This is a genomic window from Pseudomonas sp. Sample_16 (assembly GCF_004307665.1).
In the GTDB taxonomy this organism is placed as follows: Bacteria; Pseudomonadota; Gammaproteobacteria; order Pseudomonadales; family Pseudomonadaceae; genus Aquipseudomonas.
The window spans coordinates 23,332-39,330 of record NZ_RCOB01000135.1 but is presented as its reverse complement, the minus strand read 5'-3'; the positions used below and the strand labels follow the sequence as shown (position 1 = coordinate 39,330).

General features: G+C 57.9%; 17 protein-coding genes. 11 read left to right on the top strand and 6 right to left on the bottom strand.

The features are described 5' to 3' along the window. Positions 1 to 48 precede the first annotated feature (48 nt). Entirely contained in the window at positions 49 to 537 is a 489-nt protein-coding gene (locus tag D8U69_RS18325; protein WP_056855677.1) for a DUF3015 domain-containing protein, read from the bottom strand. A 278-nt stretch (positions 538 to 815) separates the two neighbouring features. Here D8U69_RS18325 and D8U69_RS18320 point away from each other — a divergent pair, with 278 nt between their 5' ends. Together D8U69_RS18320 and D8U69_RS18315 are read left to right on the top strand one after the other, a co-directional pair. Continuing rightward, positions 816 to 3,254 carry an ATP-binding protein gene (locus tag D8U69_RS18320; protein ID WP_130907853.1) on the top strand — a complete coding sequence of 813 codons (2,439 nt, stop codon included), beginning with the start codon at positions 816 to 818 and terminating at the stop codon, positions 3,252 to 3,254. Between the two features lie 320 nt (positions 3,255 to 3,574). After that, positions 3,575 to 3,916, top strand: a complete 342-nt coding sequence (locus D8U69_RS18315; protein ID WP_056855675.1) for a hypothetical protein — start codon at positions 3,575 to 3,577, stop codon at positions 3,914 to 3,916. A 6-nt stretch (positions 3,917 to 3,922) separates the two neighbouring features. Here the strand turns inward: D8U69_RS18315 and D8U69_RS18310 are convergent, their stop codons facing one another. Further along, on the bottom strand, positions 3,923 to 5,752 hold the full coding sequence (locus D8U69_RS18310) for a hypothetical protein (protein ID WP_130907852.1): 1,830 nt from the start codon (positions 5,750 to 5,752) through the stop codon (positions 3,923 to 3,925). A gap of 169 nt (positions 5,753 to 5,921) precedes the next feature. Here D8U69_RS18310 and D8U69_RS18305 point away from each other — a divergent pair, with 169 nt between their 5' ends. The 3 genes from D8U69_RS18305 to D8U69_RS18295 all read left to right on the top strand — a co-directional run bounded on the left by D8U69_RS18305 (position 5,922) and on the right by D8U69_RS18295 (position 7,595). Then, positions 5,922 to 6,410, top strand: coding sequence for a TIGR00645 family protein (locus tag D8U69_RS18305; protein ID WP_007970904.1), 489 nt, complete (start codon positions 5,922 to 5,924; stop codon positions 6,408 to 6,410). A 137-nt stretch (positions 6,411 to 6,547) separates the two neighbouring features. Further along, a complete protein-coding gene (locus D8U69_RS18300) occupies positions 6,548 to 6,856 on the top strand; it encodes a DUF6482 family protein (protein ID WP_056855673.1) in 309 nt (102 codons plus the stop codon). A 121-nt stretch (positions 6,857 to 6,977) separates the two neighbouring features. Further along, the gene (locus tag D8U69_RS18295; RefSeq protein ID WP_056855672.1) at positions 6,978 to 7,595 is read left to right on the top strand and encodes an FKBP-type peptidyl-prolyl cis-trans isomerase; all 618 of its coding nucleotides are present in this window, start codon (positions 6,978 to 6,980) and stop codon (positions 7,593 to 7,595) included. Between the two features lie 112 nt (positions 7,596 to 7,707). Here D8U69_RS18295 and D8U69_RS18290 read toward each other — a convergent pair whose 3' ends face one another. The 3 genes from D8U69_RS18290 to D8U69_RS18280 form a co-directional block, all read right to left on the bottom strand. Then, on the bottom strand, positions 7,708 to 7,965 hold the full coding sequence (locus D8U69_RS18290; protein WP_130907851.1) for a hypothetical protein: 258 nt from the start codon (positions 7,963 to 7,965) through the stop codon (positions 7,708 to 7,710). Between the two features lie 206 nt (positions 7,966 to 8,171). After that, the gene (locus D8U69_RS18285) at positions 8,172 to 8,513 is read right to left on the bottom strand and encodes a zinc ribbon domain-containing protein YjdM (protein ID WP_028624609.1); all 342 of its coding nucleotides are present in this window, start codon (positions 8,511 to 8,513) and stop codon (positions 8,172 to 8,174) included. Positions 8,514 to 8,690: 177 nt separating this feature from the next. Continuing rightward, on the bottom strand, positions 8,691 to 9,659 hold the full coding sequence (locus D8U69_RS18280; protein ID WP_056855670.1) for a polyprenyl synthetase family protein: 969 nt from the start codon (positions 9,657 to 9,659) through the stop codon (positions 8,691 to 8,693). Between the two features lie 240 nt (positions 9,660 to 9,899). Here D8U69_RS18280 and rplU point away from each other — a divergent pair, with 240 nt between their 5' ends. The 5 genes from rplU (at position 9,900) to D8U69_RS18255 (ending at position 13,666) form a co-directional block, all read left to right on the top strand. Beyond that, positions 9,900 to 10,214 (top strand): 50S ribosomal protein L21, encoded by a 315-nt coding sequence (gene rplU, locus D8U69_RS18275; RefSeq protein ID WP_003176051.1) that lies wholly within the window; start codon positions 9,900 to 9,902, stop codon positions 10,212 to 10,214. A gap of 35 nt (positions 10,215 to 10,249) precedes the next feature. Then, positions 10,250 to 10,507: a 50S ribosomal protein L27 gene (gene rpmA, locus D8U69_RS18270; protein WP_003281574.1), complete on the top strand. Its 258-nt coding sequence runs from the start codon at positions 10,250 to 10,252 to the stop codon at positions 10,505 to 10,507. A 195-nt stretch (positions 10,508 to 10,702) separates the two neighbouring features. After that, a complete protein-coding gene (gene cgtA, locus D8U69_RS18265; protein WP_056855669.1) occupies positions 10,703 to 11,926 on the top strand; it encodes an Obg family GTPase CgtA in 1,224 nt (407 codons plus the stop codon). A gap of 147 nt (positions 11,927 to 12,073) precedes the next feature. Next, complete coding sequence (gene proB / locus D8U69_RS18260) at positions 12,074 to 13,192, top strand: glutamate 5-kinase (protein ID WP_077047080.1); 1,119 nt, start codon at positions 12,074 to 12,076, stop codon at positions 13,190 to 13,192. Between the two features lie 12 nt (positions 13,193 to 13,204). After that, on the top strand, positions 13,205 to 13,666 hold the full coding sequence (locus D8U69_RS18255) for a CreA family protein (protein WP_056855667.1): 462 nt from the start codon (positions 13,205 to 13,207) through the stop codon (positions 13,664 to 13,666). Positions 13,667 to 13,801: 135 nt separating this feature from the next. Here D8U69_RS18255 and rpsT read toward each other — a convergent pair whose 3' ends face one another. Next, entirely contained in the window at positions 13,802 to 14,080 is a 279-nt protein-coding gene (gene rpsT / locus D8U69_RS18250; RefSeq protein WP_020798646.1) for a 30S ribosomal protein S20, read from the bottom strand. A 252-nt stretch (positions 14,081 to 14,332) separates the two neighbouring features. Here rpsT and murJ point away from each other — a divergent pair, with 252 nt between their 5' ends. Further along, a complete protein-coding gene (murJ, locus tag D8U69_RS18245) occupies positions 14,333 to 15,871 on the top strand; it encodes a murein biosynthesis integral membrane protein MurJ (protein ID WP_130907850.1) in 1,539 nt (512 codons plus the stop codon). The last annotated feature ends 128 nt before the right edge of the window (positions 15,872 to 15,999 follow it).

Below are 15,999 nucleotides of genomic sequence, written 5' to 3'. Positions count from 1 at the left end.
TCGAAAAAATAAAAGCCCGCTCTCCGAAGAGAAACGGGCTGATCGAGCTTAAGCCTGAGTAGCGTACTTGGCCAGACGAGGATCGCTCTTCAGCACGGCCAGGGTGTTGGTATGCACATCTTCTGCAGTCACGTCAGCCTTGCTGAAGATCTGCTGGAAGTGCTGGTGAGTGACGGCGGCGAAGTGCGCACGGTCTTCCGGCGCCACGCCCAGTACCACGGCGTAAGTAGTCAGCGCTTCGCCCTGACCCTTGGCCATGTCTTCGGACAGCTCGTTCATCATGCCATTCATGGCAAACCAGGATTTGCCGCCATAGGTCAGCGACGCGTTGGTGGAGCAACCGTTGGTACCGGAAGTCATACCGAAGGTTGCGTTGCCGGAAGTGCCGTTGGTGGTGGATGCCAGGAAGTGAGCCGGGGTGCCACGCTGACCTTCGAACAGCATGTTGCCCCAACCGCAATCCGGGCCGCCTGGCGCCTGAGCCATGGCGTTGATGGATACAGCGGTGAAGAGAGTACCGAGAAGAATCCGTTTCATAGCTTTGTTCTCTTTATGTGCATACCAATGGACAAGGGGTCTGACGGCGTTCCGACGTCAGTTGGGCCGGTTATAAGTCCAGCCGCGCAGTTTGGAGTTTAGGCACGATCGCGCAGTTCCGTGATTTTTTGCAAAACATTCGTTGAAAACAGTGATTTGACGCAAGCTCATCGGGGCGCAGCGACTTGTCTATGCTTTGGCCGCAGGCGCTCCTTGCCAGTCAGGCACAGGCAGCGCCAGAATGCCGCTATCTGCCCCGCCTGATGTAAGGAAGCCCGATGCCTGATCCTGTTGCTGCCAGCTTGCGTCTAGCGCCCGAAGCGCTGACCCGTCCGTTTTCCGCTGAACAGTTCAGCTTCTCTACCACCAATGATCTGGAGCCCTTTCGCGGTGTGCTTGGCCAGGAACGTGCGGTCGAAGCCTTGCAGTTCGGTGTGGCCATGCCACGCCCCGGTTACAACGTGTTCGTCATGGGCGAGCCAGGCACCGGCCGGTTCTCCTTCGTCAAACGCTACCTGAAAGCCGAAGGCAAGCGCCTGCAGACCCCGGCGGACTGGGTCTACGTCAATAATTTCGATGAGCCGCGCGAGCCGCGTGCCCTGGAACTGCCGTCGGGCACCGCCGGTGCCTTCATGGGGGATATCAACGGCTTGATCGATAACCTGCTGGCGACTTTTCCAGCGGTGTTCGAACACCCGTCCTACCAGCAGAAAAAAAGCGCCATCGACCGCGCCTTCAACCAGCGCTATGACAAGGCGCTGGACGTGATCGAGCGCCTGGCCCTGGAGAAGGAAGTCGCGCTGTACCGCGATGCCAGCAACATCGCCTTCACACCGATGAGCGAAGGCAAGGCGTTGGACGAAGCGGAGTTCGCGCAGTTGCCGGAAGCCGAACGCGATCGATTCCACGACGACATCTCGGCTTTGGAGGAGCGCTTGAACGAAGAGCTCGCCAGCCTGCCGCAATGGAAGCGTGAATCGAGCAATCAACTGCGCCACCTCAACGAAGAAACCATCACCCTGGCCCTGCAGCCGCTGCTGTCGCCGTTGTCGGAGAAGTACGCCGAAAACGCCGCCGTCTGCGGGTATTTGCAAGCGATGCAGGTGTATCTGCTCAAGACCGTGGTCGAGCAATTGGTAGACGACAGCAAGACCGACGCCGTCGCCCGCAAATTGCTTGAGGAACAATACGCACCGAGCCTGGTGGTCGGCCATTCGGCCAGTGGCGGCGCGCCCGTGGTGTTTGAACCGCACCCGACCTACGAAAACCTGTTCGGCCGCATTGAATACAGCACCGATCAGGGCGCGCTGTACACCACCTATCGGCAATTACGCCCGGGTGCACTGCATCGCGCCAACGGCGGTTTCCTGATTCTCGAAGCGGAAAAAATGCTCAGCGAGCCTTTCGTGTGGGATGCGCTGAAGCGAGCCCTGCAATCGCGCAAGCTGAAAATGGAATCGCCGCTGGGCGAAATGGGCCGTTTCGCCACTGTCACGCTGAACCCGCAGCACATTCCTTTGCAGGTCAAAGTCGTCATCATTGGTGCCCGTTCGCTGTATTACACGCTGCAGGACCTCGATCCGGACTTCCAGGAAATGTTCCGCGTGCTGGTGGACTTCGACGAAGACATCCCGATGGTCGACGAGAGCCTGGAACAGTTCGCCCAGTTGCTCAAAACCCGCACTTCCGAGGAAGGCATGGCGCCGCTGACCGCCGATGCGGTGGCGCGCCTGGCGACCTACAGTGCGCGTCTGGCCGAGCATCAAGGGCGCTTGTCGGCGCGTATCGGTGATTTGTTCCAATTGGTCAGCGAGGCGGATTTCATTCGCCATCTGGCCGGCGATGAAATGACCGACGCCGGGCACATCGAACGTGCGCTCAAAGCCAAGGCTACCCGCACCGGGCGCGTGTCGGCACGGATTCTCGATGACATGCTGGCGGGGATCATCCTGATCGATACCGATGGCGCGGCTGTCGGCAAGTGCAACGGCTTGACGGTGCTGGAGGTCGGCGATTCGGCCTTCGGCGTGCCGGCGCGGATTTCCGCCACGGTGTACCCGGGGGGCAGCGGCATCGTCGACATCGAGCGCGAGGTCAACCTCGGCCAGCCCATTCACTCCAAAGGCGTGATGATCCTCACCGGATACCTGGGCAGCCGTTACGCCCAGGAATTCCCGTTGGCCATTTCCGCCAGTATCGCCCTTGAGCAGTCCTACGGTTATGTGGATGGCGACAGCGCTTCACTCGGTGAGGCATGCACACTGATTTCGGCCTTGTCGAAAACCCCGCTCAAGCAGTGCTTTGCGATTACCGGTTCGATCAACCAGTTCGGTGAAGTACAGGCAGTGGGAGGGGTCAACGAGAAAATCGAAGGTTTCTTCCGTCTGTGCGAAGCCCGCGGGTTGACGGGCGAGCAGGGGGCGATCATTCCCCAGGCCAACGTCGCCACGCTGATGCTGGATGAAAAGGTGCTGGCGGCCGTTCGCGCCGGGCAATTCCACGTTTATGCGGTACGCCAGGCCGATGAGGCGTTGAGCCTGCTGGTGGGTGAGCCTGCGGGCGAGCCAGACGAGAATGGCGAATTCCCTGAAGGCAGCGTCAACGCGCGGGTGGTGGAACGCTTGCGGGTCATCGCGGAAATGATCAGTGAGGAGGATCTGAAAGAGGCCGAGAAGGAGATGGCGGTCGAGGCGTTGGTGGAGGCCAAGCCGGCTTGATGCAAACCTGAACTTCGCACCGATCCACTCTAGGAGCGAGCCTGCTCGCGAAAGCGGTCTGACATTCAACATTATGTTGTTTGGCACACCGCCATCGCGAGCAGGCTCGCTCCTGCATTTTTACACGGTGTACTCAACAAAAAACGCCATCACTCTGACGTCAATATTCACACTATGACCATTCGGCGCCTTCTGGTGTCGATTGGTCTGCAACTCGTTCTTTTCTTCTATTCTCTGCTCAAGGACAAGGACAGTAATCACTGGATCGAAACAGCCTTTCCCATGAGGGCTGAATACCGGATCGACCGAGGGTCGCCGCCATGTCGCGCAACCTCTGCCTCACTCGTCAATGCCTGGGTCTCGTGACCCGTATCGAATGCGCCATCAAGCCGCTGGCCGGGGATACGGGGATGTGGACCTTGCTCTTCGCCGCCGGAATGGCTGGCGAGCAACCTTCAGCCATCAAAGCCCAAGGCCCGTTCCATGGCCCCTTTGCGGCTGAAACCATCCTCGACACCATTGTTGAAAGCCTGACACTGCACGGCTATGAGCTGGCCGATGATCCGCAAATCTGGTGCCTGCATCTGCAAGCCCAGCTGCGGGAAATCAATGGCGGCCGCTGCCGTAACGTGGGTGGCTTCGAATTTCGTCCCGAACACTGACTTCTGCTATTCGGGCAGTTTGCTCAAGTCGGCCTTGTCGAGTCTGACCTCGAAACCGTAGGGCACGGTGGCGAGGTCAGTTCGTTGATAGGTCTCCAGGCGTGTGGGCTGCCCATAGAAGTAATGCACGGCAAACAGCGCCGGCCCTTCTGCGCTCGCGAGATGATTGACCGCTAGAATTTCCTTGAGGTAATTGCCGCTCTCATCCTTGGTGAAAAAGCGCCAGTCCTGTTCGGGAAATTTCTTGAGATCCACCACTAGCGTGTTGCCTTTGAACTCCAGCCCCTTGGGCAATTGATGGGCATCGAAGGTCTTTTTGTCGATGGTCGCAAGAAACAACGGTATGGAGCCCACCACATAAGCCGGTGTTTCCGGGAACAGGTTCAGATCGTAGGTGATGCTGCCGCGTAATGTTTCGACCTGATAGGCCTGCGGTGGCAATTCAATGGGTTCATCCCGTTTGCCACGGCTGTCCTCGGTGAAGAAACTGACCGGGCTTTCACCGGGGTTGAATGACGACCCCAGCAACTCGTCATTGAAGCTTCTCAAGTGATTGAATTCGATTCGCGCGGCGCTGGGGTCTTCGACCGATTGGCTGATGCTCACGCCTTTTTTCAGTTGTTCCTCAGTCAGCGTTGCCCCCTTGAGCCATGTCGAGGCCTGGTCGTCATATACCACCACCGGCAGGTTCAGCGGTTGGATGGCCTTGTCCGTGGTGCTGCGGTCGAAACGGCGTACCGGCAGGTTCAAGTCCTTGCGGGTCACCGTGGCGCTCGAGAAGTCCAGCAGGCTGACTTCGAGGGTTTCGATGGGACCGTTGAAATACACTTTTGAATAACGGTGGGTTTGTTGTTTCTCGAAGTTGCGTTGCTCATCATCGAGTTGTTTTTCCAGCGCCTCGCTCCAGACCTTTTGTTGCTGCATCTTCGCCAGCTGCTTTTGGTAGAAGGCGATTTTTGTAGCGGTTTCGTTGATTGAGCCAGAGCGTGAGAGAAATTGCCCGGTGGCGTCCCGGGCCTGGACGATCAATGGGTTCAGCGGGGTTTCCCCGATCTCGGGGGCTTGTGGCGCACTGTTGCTGAACTCGACTTCGGCATAGTTGGTGCCCAGCTTGATCAAGGTGAGGCTCAGGTTGTCATTGGTGCGGGTCTGGCCCTCGTCCTTTTTCGTCAGGTCGAAGCTATAGAGCCGGCGAGGTGCGATGACCTCCACCGTGCCTTGCAGGCTGACCGGCTGAGGCTGATTCTTGATGTCGACGTCGAGCCCGTCGATGAAGGGGTAGGCCACCGTCAGGTCATCAGGGGTGGTCAGGTTTGAACTCGAAGGACTCAACTGAATGCCGGGATCGGTTTCCGACCATTCCGGCTGAAAGGCTATCACCCGTTTATTGCTCAGGGTCACCGACTGCCATTGCAGCCCATGAGGGAAGATGAAGGCCGCCGGAATACTGAAATTGAAGGGGAATACCGGCTGCAGGTCGGTCAGGTAATCTGAACTGGAATCTTTATGCAGTACGAACAGGCCGTTGATGTAGGTATCGACCAGCGCTTGTGGCGTGGGGTAGTGCTTTAGCACGGCGAGGACGTCTTCGCCGTACTCGGTTTCCAATGGTTTGCTGTCGAGCTTGAGTTGCGCCCGTTCAAGCAACAGCAGCGAACCGCCGAGCTCGGCCACGGCATCCTTGAGTTTCGGATCCTCGATCGCATCCAGCGATTTTTCGAACTGCGCAGTCTTTTCCTCGAGGCTCACCTGGCGTTTCTCTTCGCTGGGCGAACAGCCGCTCAGCAGCACAGCCAGGCAGATTCCGGCACTCGTCAGGGGTAGTCGCACATCCATTTCCAGTCTTCCTGTCCGATATCACGGCAATATCAATGATCTGGACACTAGCAGAAAACGTTGCCGCACACCGCGCAGGTGGCAGATTCCCGGTGGTTTATGGCCGCTTCTGAGGAGGGGCAGGTGGCTGTTATACTCGCGTCCATTTTCAGACCACCTGTGAGATTCAATGGAACGCTTTATCGAAAACGCAATGTACGCATCCCGCTGGTTGCTGGCGCCGATCTACTTTGGCTTGTCCCTTGGGTTGTTGGCGCTGGCGCTTAAATTTTTCCAGGAAGTCTTCCACGTCATACCCAATGTATTTTCGATGGCCGAATCGGACCTGATTCTGGTTCTGCTGTCGTTGATCGACATGGCGCTGGTGGGCGGTTTGCTGGTGATGGTGATGATCTCCGGTTACGAAAACTTCGTATCGCAGCTGGATATCGACGACAGCAAGGAAAAGCTCAACTGGCTGGGTACCATGGACTCTTCGTCGCTGAAGATGAAAGTGGCCGCCTCCATCGTGGCCATTTCGTCCATCCACCTGCTGCGCATCTTCATGGACGCCAAAAATGTCGATCCCGAGCATTTGCAGTGGTACGTGATCATCCATATGACCTTCGTCGTGTCAGCGTTCGCCATGGGTTACCTGGATAAAGTGACCAAGCACTGATCACCTGTTGCTGATCGCTGTGCCGCCGCCCGTCTGTTGCAGAAACAGACGGGCGGCGTCGTTTTTGGCTTGTGCTTTGAGGTGCCGAGGCATATGCCTGTAGATGTCTTGGTTCGCCAATGCGTGAGGTGTGTTTCATGAACCTGCAAGAGTTGAATGCTTATGCCGTCGCCGGGAAGGTCGATGAGCTGAACCTGATCTCGCTGGAGGGAGGCATCTATTTGCTGGAGGCACGGATGCATGGCGCGGCGTATCCGTTGAGCGATACCCACGGCCACATGATGCACCTGCGTTCGGTGGAGCACGCCCGTGATGTGCTGCGCTCCTTTCCCAAGCTGAACTTCAATCTGGTGCACACTCTGGTGCATGACGAGATGTGTGGGCTGGGTGGCATTGAAGAAAGTCTGAAAGTGCCGATCGAGCAGCGTTCACCGCATCAGGGCTGACGCCCCTGATCAACGCTATGGCAACTGTGCTAGTCTGCTGGCCCTTTTGGTTCCGGGCGCTCCGGGACGCGCTGTGCACGCACGGCAAGTTCCCGGGCCGTCCGCACAGCGGAGCAGTGTCATGTCCGAAGTAAATCTGTCCACCGACGAAACACGCGTCAGCTACGGTATCGGCCGTCAGTTGGGCGACCAACTGCGCGACAACCCGCCACCGGGCGTCAGCCTGGACGCGATCCTGGCCGGCCTGACCGACGCGTTTGCCGGTCTGCCTAGCCGTGTCGGCCAGGAAGAAATGTCCGCGAGCTTCAAGGTGATTCGCGAAATCATGCAAGCCGAAGCAGCAGCCAAGGCTGAAGCAGCCGCTGGCGAAGGCCTGGCCTTCCTGGCTGAAAACGCCAAGCGTGACGGCATCACCACCCTGGCTTCCGGCCTGCAGTTCGAAGTACTGACTGCCGGTGAAGGCGCCAAGCCATCCCGTGAAGACACCGTGCGTACTCACTACCACGGTACCCTGATCGACGGCACCGTGTTCGACAGCTCCTACGAGCGTGGCCAGCCTGCAGAATTCCCGGTTGGCGGCGTGATCGCTGGCTGGACCGAAGCCCTGCAACTGATGAATGCCGGCAGCAAATGGCGCCTGTACGTGCCGAGTGAACTGGCTTACGGCGCTCAAGGCGTTGGCAGCATTCCGCCGCACAGCGTTCTGGTGTTCGACGTCGAACTGCTCGACGTTCTGTAAGACTGCCCTGCCTGTAGGAGCCGGCTTGCTGGCGATTGCATCCCCACGGTTTCCAGCCTGGACCGTGGTGGCCGCATCGCCAGCAAGCCGGCTCCTACAGATTTTGTATGGCTCATACTTCTATCTTGTGATGCAGCTCATTTGTCGGGCGCAATGCTCGGGCATAGCAGAACAGAAACAGGTTGCGCACCACTTCCTTGAGCACCACAGGCTCGATTGAGCTCAAGCCGTTGAGGTCCAGGTCACCCTGATCCTGAAGTTCGTTCAACGCTTCCTCTTCCAGTACGGCACAGACTTCCCCGGTTTCCCGATGAAGGATCCTGAGGTAAGGGTGCGGGCGATCCAGCCAGGCATCGATCAAATAAGTCATGGGTTCTCATCTCCATTGATGGTTTCAATGAGAATAATTCCTATTCAATAAATAGCAAGGATCGATTAGAGGTTTGCGCTTTTTTCCGGGTAAAGATTGCGTAAGGTCAAAACGGCTGGCCTTTGGCTATTGCGTGAAATTGCTGGGCGGGACGGGAGAGGGCGAAGCACCATCCCACGCTTGGCGCGGGATGGAATACAGCAATATCAGACTTTTCTGACGAACTCGGATTTGAGTTTCATCGGGCCGATGCCGTCGATCTTGCAGTCGATGTCGTGATCGCCATCGCACAGGCGGATGTTCTTGACCTTGGTGCCGACCTTGACCACCAGGGACGTGCCTTTGACCTTGAGGTCCTTGATCACGGTAATGGTGTCGCCGTCCTGCAGGACGTTGCCGACCGAATCCTTTTTCACCGCGTCATCGGATGCCGCTTCGGCTTCGCCGGTGGCGGACCATTCGTGGGCGCACTCAGGGCAGATCAGCTGGGCGCCGTCTTCATAGGTGTATTCGGAATTGCATTTCGGGCAGGGTGGCAACGTGCTCACTAAGGCTCCTTGGATTCAGGATCGCTAAAAAGCGCACATTGTATAGGGTTTTTAGCGGGTGAGGGGCGACACCTGAATTGTAGGGGCGAAGCTTGTCCGCGGAGGCGATCTACCAGTCGACATCAATTTGACTGACAAATTGCCTTCGCGGCAAGCCTCGCTCCTACGAAGGGAGTATCAGTGCGTGCGGGCTACCGAAAACTCGCTCAGTTCAACCAGCGCATCGCGATACTCGCTCGGCGGCAGCACTTCGAGGCATTTGATCGCTCGGGCCACATAATCGCGAGCCAGTTGTGCGGTGTATTCCAGCGAGCCCGAGGCTTCCACGGCTACGCGGATGCTCTCCAGGTCTTCGATGCCGCCTTTCTGGATCGCCTTGCGCACCAGGGCGGCCTGTTCCGGCGTGCCTTCGCGCATGGTGTAGATCAGCGGCAGGGTCGGCTTGCCTTCGGCCAGATCGTCACCGACGTTCTTGCCCAGGGTTTCGGCATCGCCTTTATAGTCGAGCAGGTCGTCGACCAGTTGGAAAGCCACGCCCAGGTGATCGCCGAACATGCGCAGTGCTTCGCTCTGCTCGGGCGTTGCGCCGGCCAGGGCGGCGGCGCTGTGGGTCGAGGCTTCGAAGAGCATCGCGGTTTTGCCGCGGATGACTTCCATGTAGGTTTCTTCGGTGGTGCTGGCGTCACGAACCTTCGACAGCTGCAACACTTCGCCTTCGGCGATGATGCGCGTGGCTTGCGAAAGGATCTTCATCACGGGCATGGAGCCCAGTTCGACCATCATTTCGAATGAACGCGAATACAGGAAGTCGCCAACCAGTACGCTGGGTGCATTGCCCCACATGGCGTTGGCGGTCGAGCGGCCTCGGCGCATGCCGGACATATCGACCACGTCGTCATGCAGCAAGGTAGCGGTGTGCAGGAATTCGATGGTGGCGGCCAGCAGTCGCAGGTCATCGCCTTCACGTCCCAGGGCCTTGCCAGACAGCAGCACCAATAAAGGACGCAGGCGCTTGCCGCCGGCCGAGGTAATGTAATCGCCGATTTTCGATACCAGCGGCACTCGGGAAGTCAGCTGCTTCTTGATGATGCCGTCGACGGCGCTAAAATCGTCCGCCACCGCGCGGTAGAAAGCTTGGGGTTGCATCAGCGACAGTCGCTCCAGAAGGGTTGCGCGGCATGCTAGGACCCACGTCCGGGCCTGTCAAGGCGCGATGGACGGCCTATTGCAAGGCGCTCGTGCCTTGCGTACAATCGCGCACCCTGAACTTCCTGGGCAGCACCTGCCTTACGCAATTGCAAGCGGGCCTTCCAGCCCCATGCAGCCATGCCAGCCAATACCTCTTCTTATAAAGAGCTGGGTGAGCAGGATTATCGGAGAAATACCATGTCTTATGCAGTAATCGTTACTGGCGGCAAGCAGTACAAAGTCGCCCCAGGTGAATACCTGAAGATCGAAAAACTGGAAATCGCTACCGGCGAATCCGTTACCTTTGATCGCGTTCTGTTGGTTGCCAACGGTGACGACGTGAATATCGGTGCTCCAGTTGTTGCTGGCGCTACCGTTGTGGCTGAAGTGATCTCCCAAGGTCGTCACGATAAAGTCCGCATCATCAAGTTCCGTCGTCGTAAGCACCACATGAAGCGTATGGGCCACCGCCAGTGGTACACCGAGATCAAAATCACCGGTATTCAGGCTTAATTTCAGCCTAATTCCTCACTAGGAGAATTGAACTCATGGCACACAAAAAAGCTGGTGGTAGTACCCGTAACGGTCGCGACTCAGAAGCCAAACGCCTTGGCGTGAAGATGTATGGCGGCCAGGCTATCAAAGCAGGCAACATCATCGTGCGTCAGCGCGGCACCCAATTCCACGCTGGCTACGGCGTTGGCATGGGTAAGGATCACACCCTCTTCGCTAAAGTCGAAGGCGTGATCAAGTTCGAAGTAAAAGGCGCCTTCGGTCGTCGTTACGTGAGCGTAGTCGCAGCTTAATTGCGCGATCGCTGGAAAAGCCCTGTCTCGCGACGGGGCTTTTTCGTTTGTGGGGTGAGTCTCTTGCAAAGCTGTTTGTATGGGCTGTCGGCGTACGATGTAGGTGTCGTGGTTTGGGGTCGCTGCGCTCATTTTTGCAAGAGTCTTATGTCTTGATTGTTTTTCGGCTCGTCCGTATGGCGAGAGGCGTTTGTTATGAAGTTTGTTGATGAAGTATCGATTCGAGTAAAGGCCGGTGACGGCGGCAATGGCTGCATGAGTTTCCGTCGCGAAAAATTCATCGAAAACGGTGGCCCTAACGGCGGTGATGGCGGTGATGGCGGTTCCATCTACATGATGGCCGACGAGAACCTCAACACCCTGGTCGACTACCGTTACACCCGGCACTTCGATGCCGAGCGTGGCTCCAACGGCGGCAGCACCGACTGCACCGGCAAGAAGGGCGAGGATCTGATCCTGCGTGTACCTGTGGGTACCACGGTGATCGACTCTGCCACTCAAGAAGTGATCGGCGACCTGACCAAGGCCGGCCAGAAGCTGATGGTGGCTCATGGTGGCTGGCACGGCCTGGGCAACACCCGTTTCAAATCCAGTACCAACCGTGCGCCACGCCAGACTACGCCGGGCAAGCCGGGTGAGCAGCGTGACCTGAAGCTGGAAATGAAAGTGCTCGCGGACGTCGGTCTGCTGGGCTTGCCGAACGCTGGTAAAAGTACCTTTATCCGTTCGGTATCGGCCGCCAAGCCGAAAGTGGCCGATTACCCGTTCACAACCCTGGTGCCGAACCTGGGGGTGGTCAGCGTCGATCGCTGGAAAAGCTTCGTGGTCGCGGACATCCCGGGTCTGATCGAAGGCGCTTCCGATGGCGCGGGTCTGGGGATTCGCTTCCTCAAGCATTTGTCGCGTACCCGTCTGTTGCTGCACCTCGTCGACATGGCGCCGCTGGATGAAACCAGCGCTCCGGACGCCGCCGAAGTCATCGTCAACGAGCTGACCAAATTCAGTCCGTCGCTGGCTGAGCGCGATCGCTGGTTGATCCTGAACAAGTGCGACCAGATCCTCGATGAAGAGCACGATGCTCGCGTCAAGGAGATCGTCGATCGTCTGGAGTGGACCGGTCCGGTCTATGTGATCTCGGCCATCGCCAAGCAGAACACCGAGCGTCTGTGCCACGACATCATGCGTTACCTGGAAGATCGCGCCGATCGCCTGGCCAACGACCCGGCCTACAAGGAAGAATTGGCCGATCTCGATCAGCGCATTGAAGATGAGGCGCGTGCCCAGCTGCAGGCGCTGGACGATCAGCGTGCTCTGCGTCGCAGTGGCGTGAAGTCGGTCCATGACATCGGTGACGATGATTGGGATGAAGAAGATGTGGATGACGAAGACGGTCCGGAAATCATTTACGTGCGTGACTGATTCGTTGCGATAAACTTAAGCGCCGCTCAATCGAGCGGCGTTTTAGTATCTGGAAATCGTCGATGGTCACTCATAACCACGAATAACCACGAATAACGTCACGGGCAGTGCCAGGTCGCGCTGTCCTCAAAGCAAAGGTTGAAGATGATGCGGAGCAAGGTGACAGGTGCGCAGCGTTGGGTCGTGAAGATCGGCAGCGCTTTGCTGACGGCGGACGGCAAAGGCCTGGATCGCGCGGCAATGGGTGTCTGGGTAGAGCAGATGGTGGCCCTGCATGAGGCGGGCGTCGAGCTGGTGCTGGTGTCCTCCGGGGCGGTGGCGGCCGGTATGAGCCGTCTGGGCTGGACCTCCCGACCCAGTGCAATGCACGAACTCCAGGCCGCTGCGGCAATCGGCCAGATGGGGCTCGTGCAGGCCTGGGAGTCGAGCTTTGCCGAGCATGGTCGGCACACGGCGCAGATTCTCCTGACCCACGACGACTTGTCTGACCGCAAGCGCTACCTCAACGCCCGCAGTACCTTGCGTGCGCTGGTTGAGCTGAAAGTGATCCCTGTCATCAACGAGAACGACACCGTGGTCACCGACGAAATCCGTTTCGGCGACAACGATACCCTGGCGGCGCTGGTGGCCAACCTGGTCGAGGCTGATTTGCTGGTGATCCTGACCGATCGCGACGGCATGTTCGACGCCGATCCGCGCAACAATCCCGATGCACAGCTGATCTACGAAGCGCGCGCCGATGATCCCGCACTTGATGCGGTGGCGGGTGGTACGGGTGGTGCGCTGGGTCGTGGCGGCATGCAGACCAAGCTGCGCGCGGCGCGTCTGGCGGCGCGTTCCGGGGCGCATACCATCATCGTTGGTGGGCGTCTTGAGCGTGTGCTGGATCGCCTCAAGGCTGGCGAACGCATTGGCACCTTGCTCTCGCCGGAGCGCGGCATGCTGGCGGCGCGCAAGCAATGGCTGGCCGGGCATCTGCAAACCCGTGGCACTCTGGTGCTGGATGCCGGTGCAGTGACCGCGTTGTCCCAAGGCAATAAAAGCTTGTTGCCGGTTGGGGTCAAGCTGGTCCAAGGCAGCTTCCGCCGCGGCGAAATGGTGGTTTGCGTGGCGCCGGACGGTCGTGAGATTGCCCGTGGCCTGGCCAACTACAGCGCGCTGGAAGCACAAAAAATCATCGGTCAGTCGTCTGATGCGATTGTCGGTCTGTTGGGTTACATGGCGGAACCGGAACTGGTTCACCGCGATAACCTGATTCTGGTCTGAAGGAATACCTGAATGCGCGTGGCAAAAGGATTGTTGGGGCTGCTGTTGGCAATGCCGTTGTTGGCTTCGGCCGAGGAGATTGGTCAAGTGTCGACGGTGTTCAAATTCGTCGGCCCGAACGACCGGATCGTGGTTGAGGCGTTTGATGATCCCAAGGTCGAAGGTGTGACCTGCTATCTGTCGCGCGCCAAGACGGGCGGTGTGAAGGGTGGTCTTGGCTTGGCTGAAGATCGTGCCGAAGCGTCCATCGCTTGTCGCCAGGTGGGGCCGATCAGTTTCAAGGGTGAGCTCAAGGATGGCGACGAGGTGTTCAAGGAGCGCACGTCGCTGGTGTTCAAAACCATGCAGGTGGTGCGTTTCCTCGACAAGAAGCGCAATACGCTGGTGTATCTGGTGTACAGCGATCGCTTGATCGAGGGTAGCCCGCAGAATGCGGTGACGGCGATTCCGATTTTGCCGTGGGCTCAGCAGTGATTTGAAGATTGTCTTCGTGGCCAGGCCTCGCTCCTGCAGGGTGGGGCTTGCCCGCGAAGGCGTTGGATTGATGCGCACCAAATCGCAGGCAATAAAAAACCGACCCTGAGGTCGGTTTTTTAATGAACGAGTCGCTTAGGCAGCAGCGGCAACGTTCAGGGCCTTAACGTGGCCATTCAGGCGGCTCTTATGGCGAGCAGCCTTGTTCTTGTGGATGATGCCTTTATCGGCCATGCGGTCGATAACTGGCACAGCCAGAACGTAAGCAGCTTGAGCTTTTTCAGCGTCTTTTGCGTCGATGGCTTTAACTACATTCTTGATGTAGGTACGAACCATGGAACGCAGGCTGGCGTTGTGGCTGCGACGCTTCTCAGCCTGTTTTGCACGTTTTTTGGCGGAAGGTGAGTTGGCCACCGTCGAGCTCCTCGAAAGACTTTTTAGGAAATAGCAAACAAAATAGGCCGCGAATCATGCCGATGAGTTGAGGTCTTGTCAAGGGCGGTTGAGACGTTCCGCTAAGTGGTAGGTACTACACCTCTGGATATTTCTTTCCAGCGTGCGACCTGTAAACTCGCGAGCTTTGGCTCTGTGCTGTTGCGGCGCGGAGTATCGCATAAGTAGGCGCATTGTTCGCCTGCTGTTTATCGACAGGCACAAACTCTTTCAATGAATCTGCTCAAATCGTTGGCCGCCGTCAGCTCTATCACGATGCTTTCCCGGGTTCTGGGGTTCGTTCGTGACACCCTCATTGCACGGGCATTCGGCGCGGGAATGGCGACCGACGCCTTTTTCATCGCCTTCAAGCTGCCAAACCTGTTGCGACGGATTTTCGCCGAGGGCGCGTTTTCCCAAGCCTTCGTGCCGATTCTCGCCGAATACAAAAGTCAGCAGGGCGATGAGGCGACGCGAACATTCATTGCTTACGTTTCGGGCCTGCTGACACTGGTGCTGGCGCTGGTCACCGCGTTGGGTATACTGGCCGCGCCATGGGTCATCTGGGTAACAGCACCGGGTTTCACCGATACCCCGGAAAAATTCGAGCTCACCACTGACCTGTTGCGGGTGACCTTTCCTTACATATTGCTGATCTCCCTTTCATCGCTGGCAGGCGCAATCCTCAATACCTGGAACCGTTTTTCGGTGCCGGCGTTCGTGCCGACGCTGCTCAATGTCAGCATGATTGTCTTCGCGCTGTTCCTGACCCCGTATTTCGATCCGCCGGTAATGGCACTGGGTTGGGCGGTGTTGGTGGGTGGTCTTGCGCAGTTGCTCTATCAACTGCCGCATCTGAAAAAAATCGGCATGCTGGTGCTGCCGCGCCTGAATTTGCGCGACACCGGTGTCTGGCGAGTAATGAAGCAGATGCTGCCGGCGATTCTCGGGGTGTCCGTGAGTCAGATCTCGCTGATCATCAACACTATTTTCGCTTCGTTCCTGGTCGCAGGTTCCGTGTCCTGGATGTATTACGCCGACCGTTTGATGGAGCTGCCGTCCGGTGTGTTGGGTGTGGCGCTGGGGACAATTCTGCTGCCGACCCTGGCCAAGACCTACGCCAGCAAGGATCGCCAGGAATACTCACGCATTCTTGATTGGGGGTTGCGGCTGTGCTTTGTGCTGGTGCTGCCTTGCGCTCTGGCATTGGCGATTCTGGCCGAACCGCTCACGGTTTCGCTGTTCCAGTACGGTCAGTTCGATGCCCATGACGCCGCCATGACCCAGCGTGCGTTGATCGCCTATTCCGTCGGTTTGCTCGGGATCATCGTGATCAAAGTGCTGGCGCCGGGCTTTTATGCACAACAAAACATCCGCACGCCGGTAAAAATCGCAATTTTCACTCTGGTGGTCACTCAGCTGTTCAACCTGTTGCTGATCGGCCCGCTGGCGCACGCCGGCCTGGCGCTCGCCATCAGCGCCGGGGCCTGTCTGAATGCCGGGCTGCTTTTCTATCAATTGCGCAAGCAGCAGATGTATCAGCCGCAACCGGGCTGGGCAAAGTTCGGCTTCAAGCTGGTGATTGCGGTGGTGGTGATGTCCGGCGTATTGCTGGCCGGGATGCACTTTATGCCGGCCTGGGGCGAAGGGCAGATGCTTGAGCGTTTCCTGCGTCTCGGAGCTTTGGTGGTTGCCGGTGTGGTTGCCTATTTCGGCATGTTAATGTTGATGGGCTTCCGTTTGCGCGACTTCAACCGCAAGGCGTTGGGCTGAGGATAAAACCTCGATATCTGTCATGAAAAAACGGCACGGGCCGGCATTTCTGTCGGCTCGATTACTTTGGGATACGGTGTTGCCTGTCGTCGGCCGCCGGGTGTGGTTATAATCGACCACTTTATGAG